The 15,964-nt window shown below is 65.9% G+C and carries 14 protein-coding genes and 2 pseudogenes; 11 read left to right on the top strand and 5 right to left on the bottom strand.

The window, feature by feature from the left end; genetic code table 11:
• Window positions 1-163: 163 nt before the first annotated feature.
• On the top strand, window positions 164-457 hold the full coding sequence (locus QX126_RS32790; RefSeq protein ID WP_315786667.1) for a hypothetical protein: 294 nt from the start codon (window positions 164-166) through the stop codon (window positions 455-457).
• Window positions 458-510: 53 nt separating this feature from the next.
• On the opposite strand, the gene QX126_RS32785 is transcribed toward QX126_RS32790, so the two are convergent.
• The 4 genes from QX126_RS32785 to QX126_RS32770 are packed head-to-tail and all read right to left on the bottom strand — an operon-like array spanning window position 511 to window position 4,418.
• The gene (locus QX126_RS32785) at window positions 511-1,461 is read right to left on the bottom strand and encodes an oligopeptide/dipeptide ABC transporter ATP-binding protein (protein WP_315786664.1); all 951 of its coding nucleotides are present in this window, start codon (window positions 1,459-1,461) and stop codon (window positions 511-513) included.
• Window positions 1,439-2,446, bottom strand: a complete 1,008-nt coding sequence (locus QX126_RS32780; protein WP_315786661.1) for an ABC transporter ATP-binding protein — start codon at window positions 2,444-2,446, stop codon at window positions 1,439-1,441. The genes QX126_RS32785 and QX126_RS32780 overlap by 23 nt, the downstream gene beginning before the upstream one ends.
• Before the next feature lie 2 nt (window positions 2,447-2,448).
• Complete coding sequence (locus QX126_RS32775; RefSeq protein ID WP_315786658.1) at window positions 2,449-3,432, bottom strand: ABC transporter permease; 984 nt, start codon at window positions 3,430-3,432, stop codon at window positions 2,449-2,451.
• Window positions 3,432-4,418: an ABC transporter permease gene (locus QX126_RS32770; protein WP_315786655.1), complete on the bottom strand. Its 987-nt coding sequence runs from the start codon at window positions 4,416-4,418 to the stop codon at window positions 3,432-3,434. Before QX126_RS32770 ends, QX126_RS32775 begins: the two co-directional genes overlap by 1 nt.
• Before the next feature lie 490 nt (window positions 4,419-4,908).
• Here QX126_RS32770 and QX126_RS32765 point away from each other — a divergent pair, with 490 nt between their 5' ends.
• Window positions 4,909-6,258, top strand: coding sequence for an LLM class flavin-dependent oxidoreductase (locus QX126_RS32765; RefSeq protein ID WP_315786652.1), 1,350 nt, complete (start codon window positions 4,909-4,911; stop codon window positions 6,256-6,258).
• On the opposite strand, the gene QX126_RS32760 is transcribed toward QX126_RS32765, so the two are convergent.
• On the bottom strand, window positions 6,228-6,923 hold the full coding sequence (locus QX126_RS32760; protein WP_315786650.1) for a glutathione S-transferase family protein: 696 nt from the start codon (window positions 6,921-6,923) through the stop codon (window positions 6,228-6,230). The two genes, QX126_RS32765 and QX126_RS32760, sit on opposite strands and share 31 nt — an antisense overlap.
• 335 nt (window positions 6,924-7,258) lie before the next feature.
• On the opposite strand from QX126_RS32760, the gene QX126_RS32755 reads away from it, so the two are divergent.
• The 9 genes and pseudogenes from QX126_RS32755 to QX126_RS32715 all read left to right on the top strand — a co-directional run.
• Entirely contained in the window at window positions 7,259-8,041 is a 783-nt protein-coding gene (locus QX126_RS32755) for a MetQ/NlpA family ABC transporter substrate-binding protein (protein ID WP_315786647.1), read from the top strand.
• Between the two features lie 55 nt (window positions 8,042-8,096).
• Window positions 8,097-9,455, top strand: a complete 1,359-nt coding sequence (locus QX126_RS32750; RefSeq protein ID WP_315786644.1) for an LLM class flavin-dependent oxidoreductase — start codon at window positions 8,097-8,099, stop codon at window positions 9,453-9,455.
• 31 nt (window positions 9,456-9,486) lie between these two features.
• A complete protein-coding gene (locus QX126_RS32745; RefSeq protein WP_315786641.1) occupies window positions 9,487-11,115 on the top strand; it encodes a rhodanese-like domain-containing protein in 1,629 nt (542 codons plus the stop codon).
• Between the two features lie 17 nt (window positions 11,116-11,132).
• A complete protein-coding gene (locus QX126_RS32740) occupies window positions 11,133-12,002 on the top strand; it encodes an ABC transporter permease (protein WP_315786638.1) in 870 nt (289 codons plus the stop codon).
• An 82-nt stretch (window positions 12,003-12,084) separates the two neighbouring features.
• The gene (locus QX126_RS32735) at window positions 12,085-12,786 is read left to right on the top strand and encodes an ABC transporter ATP-binding protein (protein WP_315786670.1); all 702 of its coding nucleotides are present in this window, start codon (window positions 12,085-12,087) and stop codon (window positions 12,784-12,786) included.
• A gap of 19 nt (window positions 12,787-12,805) precedes the next feature.
• Window positions 12,806-13,822: a hypothetical protein gene (locus QX126_RS32730; RefSeq protein WP_315786635.1), complete on the top strand. Its 1,017-nt coding sequence runs from the start codon at window positions 12,806-12,808 to the stop codon at window positions 13,820-13,822.
• 21 nt (window positions 13,823-13,843) lie between these two features.
• Window positions 13,844-15,070, top strand: coding sequence for an acyl-CoA dehydrogenase family protein (locus tag QX126_RS32725; protein ID WP_315786631.1), 1,227 nt, complete (start codon window positions 13,844-13,846; stop codon window positions 15,068-15,070).
• Between the two features lie 282 nt (window positions 15,071-15,352).
• Window positions 15,353-15,739 (top strand): annotated as a pseudogene (locus QX126_RS32720) (ABC transporter substrate-binding protein); the annotation flags it as partial.
• Window positions 15,732-15,912: pseudogene (locus tag QX126_RS32715) on the top strand (Lrp/AsnC ligand binding domain-containing protein); the annotation flags it as partial. The pseudogenes QX126_RS32720 and QX126_RS32715, both read left to right, overlap by 8 nt.
• Between the last annotated feature and the right edge of the window lie 52 nt (window positions 15,913-15,964).

Here is a 15,964-nt window from a genome sequence, read left to right as displayed (position 1 = left end):
GCGCCTATAACCCGTTCAAACCGTCGCGCAGGGAAGGCCGGATATTGGGCTGAACCTGTGGTTCTGCCGCGTGCTTTTTGTTGCACGCGGACCGCGGGTATCAGTCGATACCCGGTCTTCCCTGCGCCTCTTCTTCTCAAGGAGAGGTTCACTCAGACAAAACTTGGGCGGAGATCGCCGCGAGATCGCGAAGCCATGCCTGCTGTTTGAAGCGTGGAGAAAGGTTGCCGCACGATGTCGTTGCACAGGGCATCAGAACTTCGCCGATGTACTGGTCGATGTTCGCTTAGAAGGCACTGTTCATTTCGCCCACTGTCATTCCGGGGCAAGGCCGCAGGCCTTGAACCCGGAATCTCGAGATTGTCTTGCGTTCATGTCCAACAAGCTCGAGATTCCGGGTTCAATCGCCAACGCGCCGCCGCTTCGCGGCTTTGCACTGGCGATTGCCCCGGAATGACGGCGAGGACCGCGGCGGATCTGCTCCTTGTGACGGAGTACGAGCAGAGTCAGTCAGGAGTGCAGTGCCGGCTCCGCATGATGGCAGGCGACGTGATGTCCGGCTGCGGCGGCGCGCAGCGCCGGGTCCTGCGTCCGGCAGATCTCGGTCGCGATCGGACAGCGCGGCTGGAAGCGGCAGCCGCCACCGACACTGCACGGATCGGGCAGGTCGCCCGGCAGCGGCGCGGCGTAGCGGCGGCGCGTCGGGTCGGGCACCGCGTCGATCAGCGCCTTGGTGTAGGGATGCAGCGGCCGGTGCCAGATCTGCGCATGGCTGCCGCTCTCGACGATGCGGCCGAGATACATCACCAGCACGCGGTCGGAGAGATAGCGGACGACGGACAGGTCGTGCGAGATGAAGAGCAGCGACAGATTGAGGCTTTGCTTCAGCTCGGCGAGCAGATTGAGGATCTGCGCCTGCACCGAGAGATCGAGCGCCGACACCGGCTCGTCGCAGATGATGAGGTCCGGTCCCAGGATCAGCGCGCGGGCGATGCCGATGCGCTGGCGCTGGCCGCCGGAGAATTCGTGCGGATAGCGGCCGGCGCTGTCCGGCGGCAGGCCGACGCGCGCCAGGATGTCGTCGACGCGGCGCTGCCGCTCGGCGCGCGTTGTGATACCGTGGACCGCGAGCGGCGCACTCAGGATCTCGCCGATGGTCTGGCGCGGATTGAGCGAGGCGAACGGATCCTGGAACACCATCTGCATCCGCTTACGCCGGCTGCGCAGCGCCCGTTCCGGCAGCGACGTGAGGTCCTCGCCGTCGAACAGGATGCGGCCGCCCGACGGCTCGACCAGCCGCAGGATCGTCTTGCCCAAAGTGGACTTGCCGCAGCCGGATTCGCCGACCAGGCCGATGGTCTCGCCGCGCGCGATCTCCAGCGACACGCCGTCGACGGCATGCACGGCGCTGCGGCCTGACGTGTAGGTGGTGGTGAGGTCAGAGACGGACAGCAGCGTCATGAAGCGATGGTCCTGTTGCAATCGGCGGCGTCACGGCATGGCAGGCGACGCTGCGGCCGAAGCCGGCCAGTTGCTGATCCGGGAAGGCAGTGCGGCAGACGTCGCGGCGCGACGGGCAGCGCGGCACGAACGGGCAGCCTTTTTCCAGCACCGCGGAGCTGATGCTGCCGGGAATTTCCGACAGCCGGCTGTTGCGATAATGCAGGTCGTCGTGCAGGCGCGGCGAGGCTGCGAGCAGCCCTTGGGTGTAGGGATGCAAGGGATCGTTGAACAGCGGCTCGGGCCGTGCCTCCTCGACCTTGCGTCCCGCATACATCACGACGACGCGGTCTGCCCATTGGCCGACGACGCCGAGATCATGGGTGATCAGCAGCAGCGCCAGCGACAATTCGCGCCTGAGACGGTCGAGCAGCTCCAGCACCTGCGCCTGGATGGTGACGTCGAGCGCGGTGGTCGGCTCGTCCGCGATCAGGAGCTTTGGCCGGCAGGCCACTGCGATCGCGATCATCACGCGCTGGCGCATGCCGCCGGAGAGCCGGTGCGGATAGTCGTCGAGGCAGCGGTCGGGATCGGGAATGCGGACGAGATCGAGCAGGTCGCGCGCCTCGCGCCGCGCCTGGGCGCGCGTCAGCCCGCGATGCAGCCGCAGTACCTCGACGATCTGGCGCCCGATCGTGAGCACCGGATTGAGCGAGGTCATCGGTTCCTGGAAGATCATCGCGATGTCGCGGCCGCGGCGCTCGCGCATCGCGGGCTCCGGCACGGTGACGAGATCCTCGCCGGCGAAGCGGATCGATCCGTCAGTGATGCGCGCCGTCTTCGGCAGCAGCCGCATCAGGGCGAGCGCGGTCAGCGACTTGCCCGAGCCGGATTCGCCGACGATCGCAAGCGTCTCCGCCTCGGCGACCTCAAAGCTGAGGTCCTTGACCGGCGTCGCGTTGGGAAAGCGGATTGTCAGCCCTTCGGTGTCCAGCAGGGTGGCCATGGTCAGCGCTTCACGCTGGTGCGCGGATTGAGCACGTCGGTCAGGCCATCGCCGATCAGGTTCAGCGACAGCACGGTCAGGACGATCACCACGCCGGGCAGGGCGGTCAGATACCAGGCGGTGCGGATCAGCTCGCGCCCGGAGCCGATCATGCTGCCCCAGCTGACGACGTTGGGATCGCCGAGACCGAGGAACGACAGCGCGGCCTCCATCAGGATCGCGGTCGCGACCATGACGGACGCCGTGACGATGATCGCCGGCAGGGCGTTCGGCAGGATCTCGCGGATCACGATGCGGCCATGGCCGAAGCCGAGGCTGCGCGCGGCCATCACGAAATCCTTCTCGCGCAGCACGCGGAATTCGGCCCGCACGAGACGCGCGATGGTCGGCCAGGTGACGAGACCGATCGCCCAGGTCACGGTCAGGATCGACGGCTGCGCGATCGCGACCAGCACGACCAGCAGGATGAAGCTCGGCACGGTCTGGAACAGCTCGATCACGCGGACCAGCACATCGTCGATCCAGCCGCCGCGATACCCTGCGGTGGCGCCGACCAGGATCCCGACGCTGACGCCGATCGAGGTGGCGACGACGCCGATCAGCAGTGACACCCGCGCGCCATGGAACAGGCCGGCGGCGACGTCGCGGCCGAGCGAGTCGGTGCCGAACGGAAACGCCGTGGTCTGGCCGGGCCACAGCAGCGGCCGCGCCACCATCGACAGGGGATCGCCAGGATACAGCCAGGGCGCCAGCGCTGCGGCAATGATGATCAGCGACAGCAGCGCGCCGCCCGCTGCCACCGACGGATTGCGCACCAGACGGAGCACGGTCAGGCGGCGAACATTGTGGCTGGTCGCACTGATCACATGGGTGTCGGCGGCGTGCAGGTTGGGCCAGGACAACGGGCTGACTTCGGCCGAGACGGCAATCGGCGGCGTGTCGGCTTCCGGCTGAAGAAGGGTCGTGCGCGTGTTGATCTGGAGCATCAGCGGGTCTCGATACGTGGGTCAAGCCAGGCCTGCACGAGATCGACCGTCACATTGGCGATGATCACGAGCAGGGACGAGAGCAGGAGAATGCCGAGCAGCACGCTGAAATCGCGGCTCATGACCGCCTCGAAGGCGAGGCGGCCGAGCCCGGGCCAGCTGTAGACCGTCTCGACGACGACGGCGCCGCCGAGCAGACCGCCGAGATGCATGCCGGCCACCGTCGTCACCGGCAGCAGCGCGTTGCGCAGCACGTGGCCGAAGGTGATCGCGAACGGCGACAGGCCCTTGGCCGCGGCAGTCCGCACATAGTCCTGGGTCTGCGCATCGAGCATCGCCGCGCGCGTCAGGCGCGAATAGATCGCGATGTAGAACAGCGCGAGCGACAGCGCGGGGAGCACCATGTAGCGCGCCCGATCGATGACGGCCTCGAAGCCGCTGATGTTGGCGCCGATCGTGCCGGAGCCGCCGCTCGGCAGCCAGCCGAGCTTGACCGAGAACACGAGGATCAGCATCAGCCCGATCCAGAAGCCGGGGATCGAGTAGAACAGCGTGATCCCGACCGAGATCAGCCGATCCGGCCAGCGCCCGGCGTAGGTCGCCATCACGGTGCCGAGCGCGATGCCGCCGGCGAGCGCGAGCGTGAGCGCGGTCAGCATCAGGATGACCGTGCCCGGCAGCCGCTGCGCGATGATGTCGGAGACCGGCAGATTGTAGCGCGGCGAGAAGCCGAGGCTGAAATGGGCGAGATTGTCGAGATAGGCAATCAGCTGGACCAGCACGGGCTGATCCAGCCCGAACCGGGCACGCAGGGCTGCGACCGTCTCCATGGTCGCGGATCCCGACTCGCCGGCGAGCACGTCGGCGGCATCGCCCGGCGCCAGCTGCAGCAGCAGGAAGTTGAGGATGACGATGCCGATGACGGTCGGCACCGCCTGCAACGTCGTGCGCCGCAGCACCTTGGCAAGACGGGTCACGTACGACATGTCGTCCCTCGGACAATCTCGTGCATTCGCATTATTTCGTTCACCCCCACGCCGACGCTTGAGTGTCGAGAGTGAATGACGCTCCATCTGATTTTTGAGCACGACGCGATCCGCTTGAGGCGCCGATAGGTGGTGATCGGTCCGAGAAGGGCTACAATATCGCGGTGCTCAACGATCATCACTTCACGTCGTCTGACAGTCGGTTGCACGAGTAATCCATCGAACATCTGCCAAATCAATCCACTTTGGAGCTTAGATCGATAATGAAAAGATTACGGCTGTGAAAACTGGCTACAGCGAACGTGTTCACGCGTGCGCTTCACCAACAAAAAAAGCAAATTCTCTGAAGCCCGTGCGTATCATGGCGCATCTGACGTTCCAGTTGCCAGGCGATGCGCGGCGCAAAGAGCCTGAATGGCAGCTCCGCCGATCTCTGTGATCAATTCCTCAACCTGAACTGACCATTTCAACCTCGTCTCGGAGACTCCGGATGGCTCGCCGCAAAGACAAGCTTTCGCTCGGTGCATTTCTTCTGTTCACGGGCCATCACGTCGCGGCGTGGCGCACCAAGGATGCCTCCGACAGCCAGACGCTGCAGGACTTCGTGCAGTTCGCGAAGCTCGCCGAGGACGCCAAGTTCGACGCGGTGTTCCTGGCTGATCAGGTCGGCGTCAAGATCGATCTGCTCAATGCGGCGAGCCGCAAGGCGCATACTGGCGTGTATCCGTTCGAGCCGCTGACCCTGCTGTCGGCGTTGTCGGCCGTGACGTCGCGGATCGGTCTCGTGGCGACCGTGTCGACCAGCTACAACGAACCGTTCAACGTGGCCCGGCAATTCGCCTCGCTCGACCGGCTGAGCGGTGGGCGGGCCGGGTGGAATCTCGTGACCTCGACGGATGCCTCGGCCGCGCTGAACTTCAATCATGACGGCCTCATCCCGCATGCGGGTCGCTATGCGCGCGCCGAGGAGTTCGCCGATGTCGTCAACGGGCTCTGGGACAGCTGGGACGACGACGCCTTCCTGCGCGACCGCGCCGACGGCGTCTATTTCGACGCAGCCAAGCTGCATGTCCTCGACCACCGCGGACGGCATTTCAAGGTGAGGGGGCCGCTCAACATTCCGCCGTCGCCGCAGGGCCGGCCGGTCGTCGTGCAGGCCGGGTCGAGCGAGCCCGGCAAGGCGCTGGCGGCGCGGACGGCGGAAGCGATCTTCACCGCGCAGCAGACGCTCGCCGATGCCGTCGCGTTCTATGCCGACGTCAAAGGCCGGCTGGCCAAGTTCGGCCGCGAGCCCGACGACCTCAAGATTCTGCCGGGCGTGTTTCCGGTGGTCGCGGAAACCGAGAGCGAAGCCAAGGAAAAGTTCGACTATCTGCAATCGCTGATCTCGCCCGAGGTCGGCCTCGACCTGCTCGCGACCTTCCTCGGCACGACGGAGATCCTGAGCGCCGATCCCAACGAGCCGGTGCCGGCCTTGAAGGAGACCGAGGGCGGCAAGAGCCGGCAGGCCCTGCTGGTCGACCTCGCGCGCCGCGAGGGCCTGTCGCTGCGCGACCTCTATCTGCGCATCGCTGGCGCCCGGGGGCACTGGCAGGTGGTGGGCACGCCGAGCCAGATCGCCGATCAGCTCGAGGAGCGCTTCGAGAATTACGGCGCCGACGGTTTCAACATCATGGCGCCGACCCTGCCGACGGGCCTCGAAGACTTCATTCGCTTGGTCGTGCCGGAGCTGCGCCGTCGTGGCCTGTTCCGCGAGGAGTATGAAGGCCGCACCCTGCGCGATCATCTCGGCCTGCGCCGGCCCCAGCGTCAGGTGCGTGCGGCTGTTGCGGCGGAGTAGCGGCTGGACAGATAGATCGGCCTCACGAAGGCTCGCAACTCATCATAGCATACCATGACGTGCTCGCGAAATGCGGGCCGCTGTGACAGTCGCTCGTAATAGGCATGGATGGAGGGATGAGGGCGGCGTTCGATGCCGATATCGAAATAGCAAAACAGGATGTGTCCGAACTGGATATCTGCCAGCGTGATCACATCGCCGCACAGGAAATCGCTCCGCGCCAGCCGGGCCTCTGCGATATCGAGCGCACGCGACAGATCTCCGATCGCGCGGCGCACCACAGGCCAGTCGATGTCTGATGGCGCGGTCCGTACTGTAGCGCCGAAGACCGGTCCGGTGAACGCGAGGGCGATGTTGAGTCTAGCCCACTCGGCCCACATGTCGATCTTGGCGCGATCTGCCGGGACGGCCGGCCAGAATGACGGGCTGCCGTACCGGGCGGCGAGATAGCGCAGGATCGCTCCCGTTTCCCAGATCGGCCGATCGTCCTCGTCGACCAGCACGGGGATCGTGCCATTGGGATTCATGGTCAGGAATTCCGGCGTGTCGGTTCCGCCGTAGCGATGGCCGACGTCATGTCGCCGATATGTGAGCCCGAGCTCGCCGATGCACCACATCAGCGCCTGGACATTCGAAGAGGTCTTCCGTCCCCAAACGGTGAGCATGAAAGGTGCCCCTGCAGCGCGCGGCGGTCCAGTCTCGCCCGAGTGCCCATCCTGCACCCAACCAGACGGCAGCTCAACGCATCAATCGTCACTGGATCGCTCTGCTTCTGAGAAGAGTCGAGAATGCGCTGGAATTTTTCACGTTGAGTATCCGCTTCCATCACTCTCTTGAGGTGCGAACGGGCTGCAGAGAAAGAAGCACACCACGCTCTTCGTGCGCGAGAAACGATCCTTCCCTGGTCGTAGCCAACTTTGGTTGCGCGTTTCATTGTCAGCGCAGGCTTTCGTCTCCACTATCAGCGTCGTTCAATGCGATCTGTTGGAGACCAAGCGACATGAAACGTACGCTGCTTTCGATCCTCGCCGGACTTGTGCTGTTTGCTGTACCGGCGTTTGCCGATCAGAAGATCAAGGTTGGAATCTCCGGCGGCGATGCCGAGATTCTCTGGGCGAAGGTGAAGGAGATCGCAGCCAAGGACGGGCTCTACGTGTCCGTCGTCGTCTTCAACGACTATCTGCTGCCGAATGCGGCGCTCGACTCAGGCGATCTCGACGCCAATGCGTTCCAGCATCGGCCGTTCCTCGACAACCAGATCAAGACGCGCGGCTACAAGATCGTGCCGGTCGGCACTACGATCATCGCACCGATCGGGCTGTACTCGAAAAAGGTGAAATCGGTCGACGAGATTAAGCAGGGCGCTGCGATCGGGATTCCGAACGATCCCTCGAATGGCGGCCGGGCGCTGCTGCTATTGCAGGCCGAGAGGCTGATCAAATTCAAAGAGGGCGCCGGCCTGCTGCCGACTGTGCTCGACGTGGTCGACAATCCGCGCAAGCTGCAGTTCCGCGAGATCGATGCCGCGCAGCTGCCGCGCAGTCTCGGCGATCTCGATGCCGCGGTGGTCAACACCAACTACGCGGTGCCGGCCGGTCTCATTCCGGGCAAGGATTCGATCGCGATCGAATCGCCTGCCGAAAATCCCTACAGCAACTTCATTGCGGTGCGCGAGCGCGACAAGGATGCACCGTGGGTGCCGACGCTGGTCCGCGCCTTCCAGAACGACACCATCCGCCAGCTGATCAAGGACCGGCTGCCGGGACAGATTCCGGCGTTCTGATCGCGCGTCGAATGTAACGGTTGGGTCGGCCGCAGTCGATGTCGGGGAGGTGCGCATGGCGAGACAGCTTCATCTGAATCTCAACTTTCTCAACGCCGGCACGTTCGGCGCCGCCTGGCGCTGGCCGGCGTCCGATCCCACAGGCTTCTTCGACATCGACTATTGGGTCCGCACTGCGAAGCTCGCCGAGCGCGCGACGTTCGATGCGGTGTTCCTGGCGGATTTTCCGTCGCTGTCGGACAGTCCTGAATTCCGATCGTTCCAGTCGCTCGAGCCGAGCATCGTGCTCACCGCCATCGCCGCGGCGACCACGCATGTCGGGCTGATCGGCACCGCATCCTCGTCCTATAACGAGCCATATAACATCGCCCGCCGCTGGGCGTCGCTCGATCATGTCAGCCGCGGCCGCGCCGGCCTCAACGTCGTGACCACGGCTGATCCGGCCGCGGGACGCAATTTCGGTGCGGATGTGCGTCCGGCGCACGACGCGCGGTACGAAAGAGGTGCCGAGTTCACCGAGGTGGTCGGGGCACTCTGGGACAGCTGGGACGATGACGCCGTGCTGGGCGACAAGGCGGCCGGGCGGCTCACCGATCCATCGCGGGTCCACGCGATCAATCATCGCGGCAAGCACTTTTCCGTCGCGGGACCGCTCAACGTGCCGCGCTCACCGCAGGGGCGGCCAATCGTGGTGCAGGCCGGCGGCTCCGACGCCGGGCGCGACCTTGCGGCGCGCTATGCGGACGCCGTCTTCTCCGTGGCGCTCACCCTCGATGAGGCCGAGGAGTACAGCAACGATCTGCGCGCGCGGACGGTCGCGCATGGCCGGCGCGCCTCCGATATCCTGATCTTCCCGGGGCTCGTCACCGTGATCGGCGGCACCGAGGCCGAGGCGAGGCAGCGCGAGCAGGAGCTGTGGGAGCTGTTGCCATTCGAATATGGTCTGCGGCGGCTTGCCGGCACGCTCGGCGTTCCCCCTGAGAGTCTCGAACTCGACAAGCCGTTGCCACCCTTGCCGTTGGCGGCCGACGGCATCCAGACCTTCTTCAAGGGCGCTGTCGCGACGGCCCAGCGCGGCAATCTGACCGTGCGCCAGCTGATCCGCGCGCAGGGCGGCGGCACCAGCCATCGCATCGTGGTCGGCACGCCCGAGCAGATTGCCGACGGCATCGCGGACTGGTTCGCCACGGGCTTCGTCGACGGGTTCAACGTCATGCCGGACGTGATCGCCTCCGGCTTCGATGCGTTTGCGGAGCAGGTGGTGCCGCTGCTGCGGCGCAAGGGCATCTTCCGCGAGCACTATGAGGGCGCGACGCTGCGCGACCATCTCGGGCTTGCTCGCCCCGTGCGTCGTGCCGCACCGGGCGAGACGCGCTTCGGCTCGCCGACCAATGTCGCGGCGCTGCGGCCGTAATCTCAGTCGTGGAGGGTCTGGAGACATTGCGATGAACGCACCACTCGTATCGATCGCGCCGTCGCGCTTTCCGAGCATCGATGTCGATGCCCTTGCGGCCCGCCTGCATGAGAATGCCGAGCTGGCGCTCGTCGATGTCCGGGAGGAGGGGGGGATTGCCGGAGACGGCCATATCATCTTCTCGGTCCCGCTGCCGCTGAGCCGGCTCGAGCTCCGCGCCGGCAGCCTGCTCAAGCGACGAGCGGTGCCGATCGTCGTGACCGATAGCGGGCCGGGCGACCTTGCCGCGCGTGCGGCCGCGAAGCTCGCGGAGCTGGGCTTCGTGGACGTGTCGCTGCTGAGTGGCGGTGTAGCCGCCTGGGCCGCCTCGGGCCGCGAGGTCTATACCGGCTCCGGCGCCTATTCGAAGGCCTTCGGCGAATTCGTCGAGCACGCCTACGGTACGCCGCACATTTCGGCTGAGGAGTTCAAGGGGCGTGTCGATGCCGGCGAGCGCATCGTCGTGCTCGACGGCCGTACGCTGCAGGAGTTCGAGAATTTCTCGGTGCCCGGGGCCCATGCGGTGCCCAATGCCGAGCTGCCGCTGCGCGCCCACGATCTGATCACATCGCCTGATGATCTCGTGGTCGTCAATTGCGCCGGCCGGACGCGGTCGATCATCGGCGCGCAGGCGCTGATCAATGCCGGCCTGCCCAATAAGGTGGTGGCGCTCGAGAACGGCACGATGGCCTGGCTGGCCAACGGCTGGAGCCTCGAGCACGGCCGGCAGGCGGAGCTCCAGCCGCCCAGCAATGCCGCATTGGCGCAGGCGAAGGCCGCGGTCGCGCAGCTGTCACACCGCTTCGCGCTGTCGTGGATCGACGAGGCGGCGCTGGATCGCTTCCGCAGCGAAGCTGAGCAGCGTTCGCTCTACGTCTACGATGTCCGCAGCAAGGCCGAGTTCGAGGCCGGCCATCTGCCTGACGCGCATTGGGCCGAGGGCGGCCAACTGGTCCAGGGCGTCGACCGCTGGGTCGGTGCGCGCAACGCCCGCATCGTCGTCGTCGACGACGAGGTGGGCGTGCGCGCCGCGATCACCGCGAGCTGGCTGGTGCAGCTCGGCTGGGGCGAGGTGCACGCGCTGGCGGTGCGGCAGACCGGTGAGGGACGGTTGGCCGGGCCGGATCGTCCGCCCTTGCTGCGCGCGCCGCCTTCGGTGGAAACGATCGCGCCTGCCGCGCTGAAGCACGAGCTCGACGCGGGCGCGGTCACCGTGATCGATCTCGACACCAGCCTCGCCTATGCGTCCGGCCACATTCCCGGCGCAAGATTCGCCGTCCGCGCCAGGCTCGATGTTTCGCGCGACATCGAGGGTGGTTCTGCAATCGTGCTGACGTCCGCCGATGGCATCCTCGCAGCCTTTGCCGCCGCGGAGCTTGCGCCGCGGACCGGACGATCCGTTCGTGTGCTGGCTGGCGGCACGCAGGCGTGGCGCGCGGCAGGCCTTCCGCTGGAGACGGGCGAGACCGCACTCATCCATGACGCCGACGACGTCTGGCGTTCCCCTTATCAGCAGTCCGGCGACAGGCTTGCCGCCTTCAAGGCCTATCTCGATTGGGAGATCGGCCTGCTGGCGCAAATCGAGCGTGATCCCGATCTGTCGTTCAAGGTCTTTCCATGAGTCTGGCGGGATCGCCCATGGCCGCCGTCGACGTCGCTGGCCACGAGCCGCGTGACGCTGCGGCGCGTGTGCATCTCGTCGATCTCGGTGCCGGTGATCCCGCGATCGGCAGACGCTCATGGATTGCGAGCGGCCGCGATGCACTCAGGGCGCTGGTGCCGGTCTCGCTCTTGGCGGTGTGGCAGGCGGTGTCCGGTTTCGGCATGGTCGAGCCCTCCGTCTTGCCGTCGCCGCTGACGGTCCTCGAAGCATTCGCGGAGCTGATCACGACGGGTGAGCTGCAGGCGGCCATTCCGGCCTCGCTCCGCCGCGCGCTCAGCGGGCTGGCGCTGGGGGCTGGCACCGGTCTGGCGCTCGGCTTGTTCGCCGGACTCTGGCGGCTCGGCGAGGAGCTGTTCGATGCACCGCTGCAGATGCTGCGCACGATCCCGTTCATCGCGATGATTCCGCTCTTCATCATCTGGTTCGGCATCGGCGAGACCGCCAAGATCGCGCTGATCTATGGCGCGACGATCTTCCCCGTCTACCTCAACACCTATGCCGGCGTGCGCGGCGTCGATCCCAAGCTGATCGAGGCCGGCAAGGTGTTCGGCCTCGATCCGCGGCAGATCGCGCTGCGGGTAATCCTACCGACCGCGCTGCCGTCGATCCTGGTCGGCATCCGTTTCTCCGCCGGTGTGTCGCTGCTGGCGCTGGTCGCCGCCGAGCAGATCAATGCCCGCTCCGGCATCGGCTACATCCTCAACAACGCCAACCAGAACCAGCGCACCGACGTGATCATCGCCGGCATCATCGTCTATGCGCTGCTCGGCATCGTGATCGATCTCGTGATGCGCTGGGTCGAACGCGTAGCGCTGCCATGGAGGGCCTCGCTTGTCTTTGCATGATCTGGCCAGCGTGCGCACGATCTCACCGGTCGCGTTCGAGACCGGGCAGGGCGCCGTCGACAACGACTTCGGTCCCGAGACCGTGCGGCTGCGCGGCGTTCGGCGCAGCTTCGCCGGCCGCGCCGTGCTCGACGGCGTCGATCTCTCCGTGCGCAAGGGCGAGTTCGTTGCCCTGCTGGGGCCATCCGGCACCGGCAAGACGACGCTGCTGCGCATCCTCGCCGCGCTGGACCGCGCCGACGCGGGCGAGGTCGCCGTGGCCGCCGCGCGCTCCGTCGTGTTTCAGGAGCCGCGGCTGGTGCCGGCGTTGAAGGTCTGGCGCAACGTCGTCCTCGGTCACCCGCGCAATGCCGCGACCCGCCAGCTTGCGGCGACGGCGCTCGCCGAGGTCGGTCTGGCCAGCCATGCCGATGCCTGGCCGCGCACGCTCTCCGGCGGCGAGGCGCAGCGCGTCGCGCTCGCGCGGGCGCTGGTGCAGGAGCCAGACCTGCTGCTGCTCGACGAGCCGTTCGCCGCGCTCGATGCGCTGACCCGGATTCGCATGCAGGGCCTGGTGCATGAGCTGGTGCGGCGGCATTCCCCCGGCGTGGTGCTGGTGACGCACGACATCGACGAAGCGCTCGCCCTCGCCGATCGGGTCGTGGTCCTCAATGGCGGCCGCGTGCGCCTCGATGAACACATCGACACGCCGCGGCCGCGGGCGCGCACCGATCGTCCTATCGAACTGCTGCGCCAGCGGCTGCTGGCCGAACTCGACGTTGCGATCGACGCGACGCCGATCTGACACGCTCAAGAGGATGATGATGAAGATAGCTCTCTCGACAGGTCTCCGCACATCGCTGGTCGCAGCAGTCGTGCTGGCGATGGGCTTTGCGACAGCGGCCGTTGCCGAAGGCGCCAAGCCGCTGCTGCTGGTCGGCTTTCAGGATCAGACCCTGCCGGAGACGGTCGCCGCGTCGAAAGTGCTCGATGGCGCGCCCTACGAGGTGCAATGGGTCACGCTGACCGGTCCGGCGGCGCAGCTCTCAGCGCTGTATTCGAAGGCGATCGATATCGGGCACATGGGCGACACGTCGCTGATCATCGAGCAGGGCAAGGCCAAGGAGGAATGGACCGCGGCCAACGTCCCGCTACAGATCGTGGCCGGCTGGCGCACCGCCGACAAGAAATACCCGCCGATCGTCACCGTGGCGCGGGCCGGCTCCGGCGTCGAGACGCTGGCCGATGCGAAGGGGCATTCCTGGTCGCATAATTTCGGCGGCTATAACTATCTGCAATATGTGCTGTCGCTGGTGAAGGCCAGACTGACCGAGAAGGACATCGAGGCGGTCCGCCTGCAGGACACCACCACGAGCGCTGCCGCCTTCAACTCGGGCAAGGTCGACATCTTCTCCGGCTCGACGCTGGGCGTGATCGATGCGATCGAGGCCGGCAAGGCGAAGATTCTCGTCAACAGCGACGAGCTCGACATTCCCGCCCTCAACGTCTTCACCGCCCGCGGCGACGTGCTGCGCGATCCGGCGAAGAAGGCGCAGATTGCGGACTTCCTGACCCGGCTCAGGACCTACTGGGCCTGGTATCCGGACCACAAGGCGGAGATCGAGGCGATCTTCGTCGAGAAGCTGAAGCAGACGCCGCAGCGCGCGAAATTCGTCGCGGCTTTTCAGCAATCCTCGTTCGTGGCGTTCGACGATGCGCTTGTCGCGCGCGAGCAGCGTATCGCCGAGGTATTGCTGACGTCCGGCGTCATTCCGAAGGCCATCAATGTTGCCGTGGAGTTCAATCGCGACTTCAACGCGGCCGCGGTGGCGCAGCGCTGAGCCCGACAGAGGAGAACGAGCATGACGCAGATCGAACTCGGCTGGGGCAGTGTCCCCAGCGCGCGCTACGAGCAACTGGCCGAGCCGTTCCGGCCGCTGTTTCAGAAGATCCGGGCGAGCGCCGTGGAGCGGGATCTCGAGCGGAAGCTTCCCTATGACGAGATCAAGGCGTTAAGGGCGGCGGGCTTCACCGCGGTCCGTGTGCCCACGGAGTTCGGCGGCGGCGGTGCGACCTTGCCGGAGCTGTTCAACCTGCTGATCGAGCTGTCCGAGGGCGATTCCAACGTCACCAACGCGGTGCGCGCGCATTTCGGTTTCACCGAGGATGTCCTGAACTCGCGCAATTCGCAGCGCCGCGCGCTGTGGCTCGGCCGCCTCGCCGAAAAGACGTTCTTCGGCAACGGTCATACCGAGATCGGCGATGCCAGCCTGAGCGCCTTCTCGACCGTGATCTCGAAGAAGAATGGACGCGATGTCCTCAACGGCCGCAAATACTACACGACGGGCACGCTGTTCGCCGACTGGATCAATGTCGCCGCGCAGCTCGAGAACGGCGATCCGGTTGGCGTCGTCGTGTCGCGCCACGGTGGCGGCGTCGAAGTGCTGGACGACTGGAACGGGTTCGGCCAGGCAACCACCGCGAGCGGCACTGCGATCTTCACCGATGCGCCGATCGAGCTGGACCAGATCGTTCCGGTCAGCGAGCGCTTCAAATACTCCAATCGGTTCTACCAGCTGGTGCATCTCGCGACCTTGGCCGGCATCGGCCGCGCCGCGGCCGGCGACGTCGCCCGCCTGGTCCGCGAGCGTAAGCGCGTCTTCAGCCACGGCAATGCGCCGACTGTCTCGGCAGATCCGCAGATCCTGCAGATCGTCGGGCGTGTTCGCGGCAATGCCTATGCGGCCGGTCTGATCGTGCTCAAGGTCGCCGAGGCCTTGCAGCGCGCCTATGAGGCGCATCTGACCGGGGACGACGAGCGTGCCGCCAGCGCCATCGCAATTGCGGAGATCGAGCTCGACCAGTCGGTCACCGTCGTCTCCGACCTGGTGCTGCAGGCGACCACCATCCTGTTCGACGCGCTCGGCGCCTCCTCGGCCGCGAAGCCGCTCGCGCTCGACCGCTACTGGCGCAACGCGCGGACCATCATCTCGCACAATCCGCGGGTCTATCGCGACCGCATCGTCGGCGACTTCGCCGTCAACGGCACGCCGCCGCCCGGCCAGTACCGGATCGGCACAGCGGGGTAGGGACCGCCTGCAATGGTCTCATCTCCCCGGTGCGAGCCTCATCGCCTATGCGCCGACGAGATGGAGTTCACATGCCCGGACAATCTCGGCGTCCGTCCCGGAGAAGGTCGAAGTGAGGAACATTCTCCTTCGATCCTTATCGGCGACTGCTTCATTCCATTTCAGCTTGCCAAATTGCCAGCAAACTTCGCGTTTCCTTGCATAAGTTGCGGGAAAAATCTTCGTTAGCAGCCGTCCGGCATAGCTCGGAACGATGCGGCTCACCAGTTCAGGAGATTGATCATGTCGGATGGTCTGCGAACCCCGGCTCCGTCCCGGCGTGCGTTTCTCGCAGGCACCGCGTCGCTGGCCGCGAGCGTGTCGCTCGGCAGTGGTGTCAGAGCCGCCGGTGCGCAGGGGACCGCACCCATCACCGGTGGACGGTTGGTCTATCTCGAGCAGCAGGCCCACACCAATCTGTATCCGCCGGCCGGCGGCTTCTACCCCAATGCCGGCGTGCTCAATCAGATCACCGACAAGCTGACCTATCAGAATCCTAAGACGCTGAAGATCGAGCCTTGGCTGGCCGAGAGCTGGACCTTCAACGCGGAGCGGACGGACTATGTCTTCAAGCTGCGCAAGGGCGTGACGTTCTCCGACGGCGCGCCGCTCGATGCCGCAGCCGTCGCCGTTCTATCGCATGGCGGGCGACGTCGATTACATGCTGCGCGTGGTCGTTGCTGACATGCAGAGCTATGATCCTGTTCTACAAGAAGCTCATCGGCTCCGTCGCCTTGAAGAATGTGACGTCGCGGTTCGCCATGGAAAAGATCAAGTCCGTCGTTGTCCGTTCCGCCGGTTGAAGCGACGTAGCGACCGATCGTGACAGCGATCGGAGGTGAGAGCGGCTCGTCG

Source organism: Bradyrhizobium sp. SZCCHNPS1003 (assembly GCF_032381555.1).
GTDB lineage: Bacteria > Pseudomonadota > Alphaproteobacteria > Rhizobiales > Xanthobacteraceae > Bradyrhizobium.
This window is presented reverse-complemented; position numbering and strand designations above follow the sequence as displayed.